Annotated in this window: 11 protein-coding genes; 5 read left to right on the forward strand and 6 right to left on the reverse strand. The window is 45.4% G+C overall.

Features of this window, described 5'->3' with window-relative positions; genetic code table 11:
• Positions 1-142: 142 nt before the first annotated feature.
• Together IPJ71_11495 and fabA are read right to left on the reverse strand one after the other, a co-directional pair.
• A complete protein-coding gene (locus IPJ71_11495; GenBank protein MBK7844302.1) occupies positions 143-1627 on the reverse strand; it encodes a helix-turn-helix domain-containing protein in 1485 nt (494 codons plus the stop codon).
• 118 nt (positions 1628-1745) lie between these two features.
• On the reverse strand, positions 1746-2201 hold the full coding sequence (gene fabA / locus IPJ71_11500) for a bifunctional 3-hydroxydecanoyl-ACP dehydratase/trans-2-decenoyl-ACP isomerase (GenBank protein ID MBK7844303.1): 456 nt from the start codon (positions 2199-2201) through the stop codon (positions 1746-1748).
• Positions 2202-2733: 532 nt separating this feature from the next.
• On the opposite strand from fabA, the gene IPJ71_11505 reads away from it, so the two are divergent.
• The gene (locus IPJ71_11505; GenBank protein MBK7844304.1) at positions 2734-3372 is read left to right on the forward strand and encodes a hypothetical protein; all 639 of its coding nucleotides are present in this window, start codon (positions 2734-2736) and stop codon (positions 3370-3372) included.
• 12 nt (positions 3373-3384) lie between these two features.
• Here the strand turns inward: IPJ71_11505 and IPJ71_11510 are convergent, their stop codons facing one another.
• Genes IPJ71_11510 through IPJ71_11520 form a run of 3 tightly spaced genes read right to left on the reverse strand, consistent with a single transcriptional unit; the run spans position 3385 to position 6760 of the window.
• A complete protein-coding gene (locus IPJ71_11510; protein MBK7844305.1) occupies positions 3385-4554 on the reverse strand; it encodes a hypothetical protein in 1170 nt (389 codons plus the stop codon).
• A 31-nt stretch (positions 4555-4585) separates the two neighbouring features.
• On the reverse strand, positions 4586-5800 hold the full coding sequence (locus IPJ71_11515) for a hypothetical protein (GenBank protein MBK7844306.1): 1215 nt from the start codon (positions 5798-5800) through the stop codon (positions 4586-4588).
• Between the two features lie 21 nt (positions 5801-5821).
• Positions 5822-6760 (reverse strand): cation transporter, encoded by a 939-nt coding sequence (locus IPJ71_11520; protein MBK7844307.1) that lies wholly within the window; start codon positions 6758-6760, stop codon positions 5822-5824.
• 139 nt (positions 6761-6899) lie between these two features.
• On the opposite strand from IPJ71_11520, the gene IPJ71_11525 reads away from it, so the two are divergent.
• The 4 genes from IPJ71_11525 (at position 6900) to IPJ71_11540 (ending at position 11369) form a co-directional block, all read left to right on the forward strand.
• A complete protein-coding gene (locus IPJ71_11525) occupies positions 6900-7403 on the forward strand; it encodes an ABC-F family ATP-binding cassette domain-containing protein (protein MBK7844308.1) in 504 nt (167 codons plus the stop codon).
• Positions 7400-8527, forward strand: a complete 1128-nt coding sequence (locus IPJ71_11530; GenBank protein MBK7844309.1) for an ABC-F family ATP-binding cassette domain-containing protein — start codon at positions 7400-7402, stop codon at positions 8525-8527. Before IPJ71_11525 ends, IPJ71_11530 begins: the two co-directional genes overlap by 4 nt.
• A 488-nt stretch (positions 8528-9015) precedes the next feature.
• Positions 9016-9309, forward strand: a complete 294-nt coding sequence (locus tag IPJ71_11535; GenBank protein ID MBK7844310.1) for a hypothetical protein — start codon at positions 9016-9018, stop codon at positions 9307-9309.
• A gap of 74 nt (positions 9310-9383) precedes the next feature.
• The gene (locus IPJ71_11540; protein ID MBK7844311.1) at positions 9384-11369 is read left to right on the forward strand and encodes a hypothetical protein; all 1986 of its coding nucleotides are present in this window, start codon (positions 9384-9386) and stop codon (positions 11367-11369) included.
• Positions 11370-11487: 118 nt separating this feature from the next.
• Here the strand turns inward: IPJ71_11540 and IPJ71_11545 are convergent, their stop codons facing one another.
• Positions 11488-12933 carry a hypothetical protein gene (locus IPJ71_11545; GenBank protein ID MBK7844312.1) on the reverse strand — a complete coding sequence of 482 codons (1446 nt, stop codon included), beginning with the start codon at positions 12931-12933 and terminating at the stop codon, positions 11488-11490.
• Positions 12934-12941: the final 8 nt, after the last annotated feature.

Below are 12941 nucleotides of genomic sequence, written 5' to 3' on the forward strand. Positions count from 1 at the left end.
CGTCACATTGGTAGCCTTCAGGAAATATTAAGGTCTCTGTTAAAAGTAAGGGACAGTACTGTTTTGGAAACAAAGCTTTGAAAGATTAGTTGCGTCTCATTTTGAGAATTCGGTTTAAATATTTTATGAGTCTCAGTCAATCTTAAATCTGTGAGAGCGCATCTCGCACTTTTTCGGTACGACGGGGGTCCATCGTTGGCCTGTAATCAGCGGCCCTCTCCTGGCAGTCCGCGATACTGCAACGCTCACAACTCTCCCCCGTTTGTCGAACTGGAAGTTTTGGATCTTGTGAATAGGAAATGGCTTCGCGAGATTTATCGTTGATCAAAACACCCACCGTCACAGCAGCCATTTCTCCTTTTGGCAGATCTTTACGAAAGGCCATTGACCAAGCCAGATAACGACTGCCAGTCCCAGTGAATTGAGAAATCTGACAACCCAATGCAAAGTTTTCGACCTCACCTACTTGGAGTTTTTCTAAGATCTGAGTCGTCACCCACCGGCGGCAATAATGCTCATCACTTGAAACCGGATGAGGCGCATGCTGTTCGGCAAGGTGAAGCTGCCTGGCCACGTGATAACATTTGCGTGTCTGATCATATTCAAGACGCAGCAAAAATAACTGATCAATGCCAATCTCGCGGGGTATAATCTGCGTGAGACGATGGAAAACACTCTCCACTGGACAAGGATATTTGAGTATAAATTTAGTCATCGCGCGAACGTCAAATTCATGTTGCGAAAACAACAGCCTCAGTTGATCCGCAAATTCCTTTTGAGGAACCAAAAGTGCGCTTGCGAAATAAGAAGCAGAGAAATGATTAAACAGTTGATGAAAAGAGTCGAGAGAATGAATCCAGCTGCTCGATGGACGATCCTTTAGGCTCAGGTACCCAAAACCCAGCTCACGCGCAAGAATTAAACAACGCTCCTTACCACCCAAGGAAGCGTGAATGAACAGCCTCTGCCTTCCACCCTTCCTTTTAACATGGTAGAGGATATGACTGAGGCTCGGATTGATGGACCCAAAGTCTACGTAATCGACATCCGTGGAATAATCTCTCCTCAGCAATGACTGCAGATCTTCAGCAACGCGCTCTTCTGCAGCCAAGGTATCAAGGCCGTAAGTTCGTCGAAAATCTTCCGCTTTTTCTTCGATATTTGGGAAGAAGTTCTGATGCATATCCAAATACGCCCTCAAGGTCGCATAATAGAAATCATCAATGGATATATTGTGAGCTCTGGCAATTTCGAACAGAGTCCCAATCAAGGCTCCCATCTTTTTAGGACGTTCCGAGAGAAGTTCAAAGACTGATTGGGCTGGAATTCCAAAAATATCGAAGGGCATACCCGTCAAAATATTTCGTTCCAATAGATCGGTAATGAGGCTCAGCTCTCGCTTTAACTTGACAGAAATCAGGTCTTCATAAGACTCGCCAAGAGCATTTGCGAGAATCATGACCTTATCATTTTTTGGATATTTCTTCCCCTTTTCAATTTCATTCAAATAGGAAGGAGAAAGACCCGTCAGCTCCGCAAGCTCTTTTAGGGACATGCCCCTATCCAAACGCAGACCCCGCATTTTCAATCCAAAAATGTACTTAAGTGTATCCTGATCGAGCAACATGGGCTGCAACATAGTCCCTGGTCAAAATTTTTCCAACTCTTCCTTCACGAAATCACGCCTTCATTTGAAATAACTTTATGCGTTACAATGACTAGAAGAAAGGCTCGGCTGCCGCTACTTAGGCACCTGCCGTCGGCATAACACCTACTCGCAAACCCTCAACCTCGTAAAGGGTCTTTCCATCGCATACCAAAACACCCTTACCAACTCCCATAAAAAGCGGACTCGTTTTGACCCGGGAGAGTTCAACTCGATACAAAACTTCTTTATTTTCGGGAAGGACTTGACCAGAAAACCGCACATCCTTTGCTCCCAAAGCACGCCCGCGTCCCTTGGCTCCAAGCCAACCGAGGTAGAATCCCAGCAACTGCCATAACGCATCAAGACCCAAACACCCAGGCATCACCGGGTCATTCTTGAAGTGACAGGCAAAAAACCACAGACTTGGATCAATAGACAACCGCGCTTCGATAGTTCCCTTCCCAGCTGCTCCACCCTTTGGATCAATGTCTGTGACTTCATCAAACATCAGCATCGGAGGGGATGGCAAAGGAGGAAATGAAAGCCCATGCATCAATCCCTCTCCACACTTCAAAAGCTGTTCCTTTGAGTAAGTGAAAAGTCGATCACTTGAGACTCCAGGTGGAAGTTCTCTTGTCCGGATGACTTCGTGTTTTGATCTATGATCTTCGCCGATATTTAGATTCACTTCCTGGTCCTCCCCAAGTTAAAACCAACACTTGTACCAGAGTCGCCACAGGCCTCCTAGAAAATAAAATATTCGACCGATATTATGTAGCTACTATCAATTCTATCTGTGCGGCCTAAGAAAACTTTAACGCCTGGCATTTCGATTGCATGATGATACTTGGAACAGAGAGAAGGTCGCTACCAGCAAGTAGGTCCTCTCCCTGGCCTCTGGCTGCAAATCAAATTATCGATCCGAAAGGCACAAATTGAAAAAACTTCCAATAGCCATCGTGTTTTTCGCTACATTTTTCATTTTTTTGTTCCTTTCTGACAAAGTCTCAGCCTCCGTCCCAGAGACTCAAGAACGACAATTTGAAATAGTTCTGAATTCCGAAAGGGCTCTATTTCCCTGCCGTATGAGCCTGGGAAGACTTCAGCGAGCCGCGGGCAAAATCGTCAAAAAAATAAGAATTCCGGAAGACAGCGGGTCTCAGGACATTTTTGCTCTAAAGAAAAGTTTGATACCAGATCAAACGGTAGTCGGCGTAATGAACGAGTTAATTGCTGAGATAATTCAGGATGGAGGAACTCCCTCTCCACTTTTAAAAAGACAGTATAACGAATTATTAGATCGAAAACACGATGAAGATGCCACGAAGAGAGGACGATTTTGGATCTTCGAAGTGATTGCAGGAAAAAAGCAACTGGTCCTTGAAACTTCTGGATCCATAAGTCTCTTAGAAGTTGACCACAATGAACATCCTGATGCTGAGTTTTTTCTCGTGCAATTTAGACCCCTGACGCCTACCACACCGGTTAAGATCAGCAGTCGCTATTACTCAGTTTTCTCTGAAAGCAGAATTGGTTCCATTAAAGACAACTCCGAATTTACCTCCCTTGCTTCCCTTGCTACTGGAGCTGGTCATGCTATTCGGCCTAATGATCCCAATGACCACCTACAATTCTCTCCTGTTCGAATTTCAGTACTGGCCTACAGAGGCTCTAAGGGTCCGAATGGAACGGAGATCATCTTTGTCCCAGATGTCTCACCCTAACAGAAGCGAGCCTCATTGAGTTTCCATCCATTTTTCAACCAGAGAATTGGGAATCCATTGAGCCCTATAGACCTGGACAGGCTTTCCTGTTTTTCTATCCGACTGAGGGTACTGCCACTTCCAGACAATCTCACCTGAGGAGGTGATTTCGATGATGGCACTGTTGTCACACCCATAGGAAATCAAGGTATTTCCATTTTCGCGTCGCTGCACGGAGCCATATTTATCACACATCATTTTTCCAATTGGTGGTTCCGTATAGGACCAGACAATTTTTTTTGAAATCGGATCAATTTCTACTGCTGCTGAGACCAGTGGATTCGGGGAGAGCGTAGAAAAATTGGAAAATAGCAATATTCGATCAGAACCAAGCCAGTGAGCTGAATGAACCCCCGAGGATTTCGCTTCGTTTTGGTATGTCCAAACCACCCGACCAGACTTCCTATCAATGATAAAAACCAAACCAAAAATAGCCTCTGTTACCAAAATGTTTCCAGACCGAAACTCTGAATGACTTTTTTCCAATCCGTTCGGAGGTATAATCTGAAAGCCGTTGATGTGAGTAAAAATATGGGATGGCTTCTTCATAGATCCAGCTATCTCAAAAACATGAGATTTCTCAAATGAAATATTCGACAATCTTGAAATTTCAGAAAAGTGGTCGTTGGCCCTCCAATAAAAAATTCTCCGACCAGCCTCATCCACTCCATTGATCGTATCCACCTTGGAAAAAAGTCCTCCGTAATTTTGGAATTCGAGCGCCAGATACCAACTCGAATTTTCAGGAGGAAAGAAGCTCACTTCATGGGTTATCATACCAGAAACCTGCCACACTTTGCGATAGCCCCTCACCTTTACAAGATAGTCTCCCGCTTGATCACTCGTGTAGGCAATCACATCGCCGTTTGGAAGAAAGGACGAATACATCCCAGGCGATTTTCTAAAAAAAGACCCATCCCGCTTTATTAAAGACCATCCCTGCTCGAAGGTACCTACCAATATGTAACCATCGTTTTCTGGAACTTTCTTCTCGTTCCAAAAAACCAAGCCATTGTTCCTTTCGCCCTGTTTAAGTTCCTTCTGGTCCTCTGGACATGGCCAACCCGCCATTAAAACAAACATGGTAATTAGCCCACCTACCAGCAGTCGGCTCGCTCTTACGCACACACAACCAACATTCATCTATCCCCCTCAGTTGCCTTTCGAAAAAATTTTATCGAGTTTGAAGAAAGACATCGACAAGCTTACTTGGTAACCACTCAGTGCGATAAATTTGTACGTTCTTTTCCTGCACATATTCCTGTGGCGGAAATCTCCATTTCCAAAGTACTCCTCCTGACTCATCAATCTCTATAATTGAACTCCGTTCACAACCATAGGAAATAAGTGTATGGCCATTTGAGAGCCGCTGAACGGATCCGAGAAGACCGCAGTCCATCTCTCCAAGAGGAAAATCAGTAAAGTTCCAAACTATTTTCCCGGACACCGGTTCTACCTCAATCGCCGTGGAAGACACGCCCGATTGTATGGCGGGTCCCTGAATTGAGCAAAATCCCTCGGCCACCTCAGGAGCAGTGCCCGGATTTGGATGACGATTGGCAAACATCAAAAGGTGATCGTTGGGCAACCAACGCACAGTGTGTAAACCACAGTGCGCTGGTACCTGATACACCCACACTACCTTCTCGGTAAGTCTGTCCACGACGATCGCCAAGCCATTGAGGTGATCTGTCAGCAAAATATTTCCGCTCCGAAATTCAGTACGAGTGGCCGAAAGACTATTGCGAGGAATAATCTGTACGGAATTAATATGAAAATATCCAAAGGAACCATTTTCAATCATTTGTGATTTATATTCAATCGGATCCTTTAGTGGCACTCTGACAAACTTTGCAATATCTCTAATATGATCCTGTGGACGCCAACGAAAAAGTTTCTCGCCATCTGGACTCAGGCTGACGACTGTGTCGATCTTGACACGCTTCTTATTTCTTTGCTCAAACTCTAGATCAACGTACCAAACAGATTTATCAATCGGAGAAACTGAAATATCGTGTGAAACATAGGCCGGCACCTTCCAAAGTTTTTGATATCCTCTTACCCTGGAGACAAATCCTGGAGGCGGGCCTTCAAAGATGTTAGTGACCACATCACCATTTTCAAGAATATTGCAATGAACGCCAAGAAGTCTTGCCACAAGAGTGCCATCTCTTTTTATGAGTGAGCATCCGACCCCAAACGCTGTGACCATTATATATCCATTTTCGTTCTCAATTCTTTCTTGATTCCAAATTAAGACTCCCCTTTTTTTTGCCTCTTCGAATAAATCTCGACGTTTTTTTTGAATAAGAAACCAGGGAATAGATGCGAAGATTGAAAGACTGAAAACGGCCACAATGGCAATTTTGAGGGGAAGTGTTTTTTTCACAGGATCACCTTCTGCTATTGTTTAACAGTCCACACAGCCCGATCGAGACCCCAGTTCCAATTCAAGAGTTGAATGAGTGATACAAAATCGATCGCGTAAAATCGATTTCACCTTCACTTTTATTTGCTCCATAGATTGAATATCACCGGCTTCGATAACCAAATGAGCTTCCAAGGATCGCAACCTCTCATGAAGCTGCCAAATATGAACATGATGAACATCAATCACTGAGGTAATGCCTCTCAGTTCCCTCGTGACTTCGTTCAGGTTAATATCGTCAGGAACCGCCTGCATCAAAACAGCAATGCACTCCTTGATCAAAATATAAGAGTGGTAGAGAATATAGAACGAGATCAGAACACTCGCGGCTAGGTCAACCCAGAAAACCTGGTACCAGAGAATCAATCCTCCAGAAATCATTACGAGTAGGGAAGCCAAAGCATCTGAGAGATTGTGAACAAACACCGCCCGCATATTAAGGCTATCTTTGGAGCCCCTCAGCGTGAGAAAGGCCGTAATAATATCAATAATGAAGGCAACTCCAGCAACCCAAATCACTGTCATTCCCTCAACGGGTTGAGGATTAAAAAATCGTTCAAAGGACTCGTAAAGTAGGTAAAATCCAACAACGACCAAACTTGTGCTGTTGACTAAGGCACCTAATATCTCAGCCCGTCCAAAACCAAAAGTCATTCGGTCAGAGGCAGGGAGGCCAGCCACCCTGCGCGCAAAGGCGGCAATCGCGAGGGACCCGGCATCACTAAAATTATGAACGGCGTCCGCCACCAAGGCCAGAGAACCTGATAACAGACCGCCAATGAGCTGAACAAGAGTCAGCGCAACATTGATCAAAACTGCAAATACCAAAGAGCGCCCTTGCAAATCATGGTGATCGTGATCGTGATGGTGATGGTGATGGTGATGGTGGCGGTGGTGGTGGTGGTGACCTTCGTTTCCCATTTATACTTTTCTCGCTCTCATCATAAGGGTATAGCGTACAAATGAACAATGTCCTTGCCAATTTCTAAAACGAAGCCTAACCCAGTTCTCTATAATTGTCTTGCCCCAAAGTCCAAAGCCGATTATTTCATTGCCCAATATGATACATGTTTCGAACATTTCAAAACACTACGGACCCAAAGTTCTTTTCAAGGAGGGCTCCTTTCAGATCAATTCAGGTGAAAAAATTGGTTTGGTCGGACCAAATGGGGCCGGAAAAACGAGTCTGTTTAGACTCATCGTTGGGGAAGAGCTTGCTGATGAGGGGCGAATCACTAAGCCGGAACGCTTGGCCGTCGGATATTTTTCTCAAAATATTGGAGAAATGAGCGGACGGTCGGCATTGGAAGAGGTCAAGGGAGCCAATCCAAAGATACCTAGAATCCAGGAAAGATTACAAGAAATTGAAACTCTGCTTTCAGAGGACATTGACTCAGATACCATGTCCAAAATCCTCGAGGAATACGGAGATCTGCAAGGAGAATTTGAGCGCCTGGGTGGCTACAACATTGAATCCCGAGCCAGTGAAATTTTGACGGGTCTAGGTATTGGTCGGACTTATTCCATCGACCAGTCGAAACATTTAGCGGTGGCTGGAAAATGAGGATTGCTTTAGCTAAGATTCTTCTCCTTAATCCTGATGTTCTCTTGATGGACGAACCAACGAATCATCTGGATCTTGAGTCTATCATCTGGCTTGAGACTTGGCTCACGAGTTTCTCAGGGGCAATTTTTATGACCTGCCATGACCGCGAGTTTATGAATCGAGTGGTGCATAAAATCGTCGAAGTCGCCAATCAGAGAATCACTGTTTATTCCGGCAACTATGATTTTTATGAAAATGATCGTAAAATTCGTGAGGAAAAACTCTTGGCCTCGGCGAAGCGCCAAGATGAGATGCTCGCCAAAGAAAAGGAATTTATTGCTCGTTTTGCTGCGAGGGCCTCTCATGCGGCCCAGGTTCAATCACGCGTGAAGAAGCTAGAGAAGATCGACATCATTGAAATTCCAACTGAAGAAAGAACAATGAGTTTTGAGTGGCCCAAGCCTCCTCGGGGAGGCGACGAGGTCCTTAAGGTCGAAGATCTTGGAAAATCATGGCCCAATCTCGATGGAAGTGAAAAGCAGGTATTTCGTCACGCAAATGCTTTGGTGAAGCGCATGGATCGAGTCGCTGTTGTTGGCGTCAATGGCGCCGGAAAATCCACATTTATGAAAATCATCACTGGTCAAACCTCTCAAACTGAAGGACGCTGCCTGATCGGACCGAGCATCGAGGTTGGTTATTTCAGTCAAAATTCCCTCGATATCCTCAACCCTCAGAATTCTATTGTTGGAGAACTCGAAGCTCGCCTCCCCAACGCTTCTATAGGCTACATTAGGACATTGCTGGGGGCTTTTCGCTTTTCAGGAGAGGAAGCAGACAAAAAAATTTCCATTCTCTCTGGAGGAGAAAAAAGCCGGGTTGTTCTTGCTACAATTCTCGCTCAACCCGTTAACTTTTTAGTTCTGGATGAGCCAACAAACCATCTCGACATAAAGTCACGAGAAGTTCTCCTTGAAGCTATCAAGCGATTTCCCGGAACGGTTATGATGGTGAGCCATGATCGTTTTTTCCTCCGCGAATTGACAACACGTGTATTTGAGATCGATCAGCATGAGCTTCATGTTTACAATGGAAGCTGGGAATATTACCTTGAGAAAAAAGCTTCGTTGCAATCGAGCTAGCCCCAATCGAAAAATTCTTCTGCTCGGACGCAAAAAGATGGGCGCGAAAAGACAGAAAATAAGAAGATAATTAATATTTGCGTTTTATTCTCTTGATTTTCTAAAAAATTCTGAGTTAGGATTGAAATCTATTCTATAGAGAGGAGGCAGTTTATGATTAAATCATTTGTTTTATCGTCTGATGGAATCCTTCGTTTTCCCGCGCTGCCTCTCCTACCTCTGATTTGCCGAAGATCTCTAGCAAGTCGAGCCTGTTCGGTGATCAGCCGTGAAAATTAAGTGAGCTTTTAACTATCCAAGTTGAACTTTAAGACTGAGTGCGTGGTGGGCTCGAAGAGAAATCGAGACAGCCCTCTTGCATTTCACCTGGAGATATTCTTGGGTTTTGGAGAATTGAGCTCTCCACATCAGTTCTGAAGAAATAATCCAAAGTTTCCGACTTCTATCATCCAAATCAATATGTTTTTTATATATAAAAGAGGTTTTTTGTGGACGCACTAAGAGAAAATCAGGTTTTTGTGGGGTTTGAAGCAGAGGGATCATCTGATCCTGAGCTGCCACTATCACATGAATCATCGGCTCAAGGAGCCCCAGGGACTACCAACAAGGCGACTGAGCCAAGAGCTCGGGTGGGTCCATTTGTCTGGAAAATTTTTAATCAAATGTGGCACGCCCTATTTAGAGCAGAACTTATCCGCCATATTGGCCCTGCGGAACAGACCGAGGTGATTCGCAACTGTGAACACGAACTCAATATGCGATCTCACCACTGGCGAATTTAACTAGTGATAGGCTGAAGATTCTGATAATAATCCTATGTCTAAGACATTTTCATTCTTTAGCTCGGGGGGGCATTTTGACACGATATTTTAAAAGTGAAATGATCAAATCGATCGCTTTTTTTGTTTTTTTCTCATTTATTTTTTCCTACGCCTCCTCAGCGAGAGCCCTACCTGATGCTGAACGAGACGGAATTGAGGCCGTAAAAAAATGGACGAAAGAAAATACTGCGCAAGGAGAAGAAGATTTTTTAAAAACAGAATTACCTCGCGAAAAATCACCTGATTTTTGGGGAGAGCAGATCGTTTACCAGATCCAGGTTGATCGCTTCAATAATGGTGATTCCTCAAATGATATTTCAAACCTGAGTCTCACTCAGGAAAATGAAATCAAAACGGGAAATCTCTACGGAATCCTCGATTACCGTCATGGGGGTGACCTCCGTGGGATTATTCAGCGCCTTGACTACCTTAAGGACCTCGGAGTAACAAGCCTGTGGCTTACTCCGGTTTTTAAGCACAACGGGTCATACCACGGCTACTGCACCTCAGATTTTACCGAAGTCGATCCCGGTTTTGGGACCAAAGAAGATCTCAGAGAACTCTCCAAAGAGGCCCACAAGCGTGGGCTCAAAGTAATTTTGGATCTTGTCGTTAACCACATGTGCGATGCTCAGACCCACTATAAAAAAGAGGCCGACCACTATCGCTGCAGCAATGACCTCAACGCCAGCAACTGGAACGGATCTCCGAGTGAAAGTCCCGGCCAAGGAGAGCTTTCCTTTTCATCCCGATTCTTTCCTCCACTTAAGAGCCAATACTTTTTTAATCGCTGCGGACCTAATTCTCAGAGTGATATGGAGGGCACTGGCCCCGCCTCTATTTATGGCGATTTTGTGGCCACGATGTTTGATTTAGACACCCGCAATCATGACCTGCAAGAAATTTTCACAAACCTCCATAAATACTGGATTGGCTACGCAGATATCGACGGATTTCGCCTAGATGCAGCTAAACACATTTCTGAGGATTTCATTGCCTACTTCAGTACGCACATCCGCGCCTATGCTCGCAGCATTGGCAAAAATAACTTTTTTATTGTCGGAGAAATAGCGGGTCCAAGCGACTGGATCGGGCGCCGGCTTGGAAGGATGTTTTCGAATCCATACAATCCCAACGAGCACGGTGATGTTCCGAAAGCTCTCACTGATCGGCTCGGAACTCTTAAGAGTCTCTATCTCGCCAATCCAGCGGCTCCTTACCCCGGATTGACGGCTGCCTTTGAATTCGCCCACGGAGGCACCGCTCGCGATGTTCTGCTTGGGCTTCGTTCGCCAAAATCCTTGGAGGCTCATTTCACCAGTACTTATTTCAATGATATCGCCAGCCAAAATGATTATCGCCTCAGCTGGAATTTGCTAGAAATCCATGATTGGCCTCGGTTCTCTTCAGTTTATAAGACCTCGCAGGAGAAAACTATCTTGGGCCTCGGCTACCTTGCGTTCTCCGAGGGCACTCCAATCATCTATTACGGAATGGAACAAGGCTTGAATGGAGACTGTCATTTTGACAAGATGCAGGTGGGTAACGCCATTCAGAAGGTACAAAGTGACTGTCTTGGGTCTTCCCACGCGCTTTATCGTCAGGATATGTTTATGGGTGGAATGACCCGTTTGGGCTCCACAGTTCCTCAAATCAATCAGCTTGCCTATATCGGTCTTCCACTCACCAAGGAATCCCCTAGCTGGGAGGACGACCCCTATTTGGATCGAAGTCACAAGGTCTACCAATCCACCCAACGATTTCTTCAAATTAAAAAATCTTGTAATGCTCTTAAATATGGCAAGACAAAATTTCGCTGGGTTGATAGCAATTCGGAAGGAATTCTGGCCTTCTCTCGCGTGGACGAGGCTTCCCGTGACGAAGTCCTTATTGTTCTCAACTCAGCTGGGTTAAGTCATGGAATTCCAGAAATGGCAGTCAATGCTTTTGTCAAAGGGAAAAGTGGGTTAATCTCCTCAACACAGCTGAGCAGGCCTGGACGACCGGAAATGGATCACTGACATTTGGTCCACTCACTATCCGACCACAATCTGTTATGGTTTTTGTTCCTGAAAAAAATCTTTCATTGAACGATCCAGAGCACAGTTTCGCGATTTGCAAGTGATTCAAAAGTTTGGATCAATTGACCCAAACATGGTCAATGTCTGAAAGAGATCGATTCCCTCGGAGATCAACCGCTTCGGCATAGTAGTCAACAAGGACATTTGCCAAGCCCGTTAGTTTGGCCCAATAATGAGTTGCAATCATTGGCGGCACGACAAAAAAATCGAGATTGGGAGATGGAGGGTCTCCCCTAAACTGGGGATCAATTGGGCGCGAATGCATTTCCAAAGCTTGCCAGGCCCCTACAGTCGGACCTCCTCGATAGGTTTCGTTATCAAAATCCCGCATCGAGTTTTGACCACGGGTAGAAATTCGATATTTTAACTGAAGTCTCCTGATTCCAGAAACGTCATGAGCCAGAGTCCACACGTAAAAGTCTCGAGAGTGAGGAGGTTGGCCGTTAAAGCCAATGGGCTGATACTTTGTTGTCACGCCCCAACCTTTTCCCCCTGGATTGTAGGGCCACCTTTGAGGAGGCAACAAGGACGGAGGTGTTCGATCAAGATCTGCGTCAAGAGCCGAACGGGACTCTTGAAAAGCTTGAGAAACTGCCACAGATTGCTTCACCTCATCATCAAGTGAGTCACCGTAATACATGAATCCACTGTCAAGACCTGCAAGAAAAAAGTGCCAACAGCGCTCAGCTGCCCCAGCATCAGCTTTGGGTTCTCGAATTTCTGAAAGACGCAATTCTTTGAATCCACCCCTTTCTCTCGACATCTGTTCAATGCTTTCGCAAAGATTTGAGCCGGCAATGATCACAGCCCAGCTGCGCCACGAGGCCGAGAAGCCTTTTTCAATATCAATGAAGGATTTTGGATCCCTCCAATTGTACAGAGGGTCCTGCGGAGATCGAGCCGGAGGATAAAGCCACTTCACAAATTGTGGATCCCCCCAATCTCCCTCGGGATTGACCCAGCCACCATCCTCAACGTGAATCATGTCATTCGAAGGCACAGGATGATCGGCCAAATACTGATCGACCGTTGTCATCTCAAAGCCCAGAGATTGAGCTTGTCGCGAAGTATTGGCAACAGACTCCATGTAATAGGAATAGCCTCCCCCCCAAGCATTATCTCCATCGTGTCCAAGGACAACAAGAGAAGGGCGTTCTGGCACGGAGTAAGGACGAATATTTCTATCGAGTACGTCGAGACTCATGGGTCCAAATCCGTCCATGTATCCCAATACATCATCCATCGGAACAACCACGAGTTCACTGATCTCTTCAGTATCGGGGTGGATGTACTGAACCCGATGGGGCAGATAGGCAAATGGGGCCGGCAATTTAGCTCCGCGTCCATCCAAAGTCCCTGACCACCACTGAGCGGGCAAAACCGCTGGATTCAAAAGGTCTGCACGATTGGGAGGATTGGTATTCCAAGTTCCAGTACCAGGGAAGGGAGCAATGCTTGAATCAAGAAAATTTTCTGAGCTACGAGCCAAATGAATGGCCGGCACAAAACTCC

It is taken from the genome of Bdellovibrionales bacterium, assembly GCA_016714165.1.
Classification (GTDB): Bacteria; Bdellovibrionota; Bdellovibrionia; order Bdellovibrionales; family UBA1609; genus JADJVA01.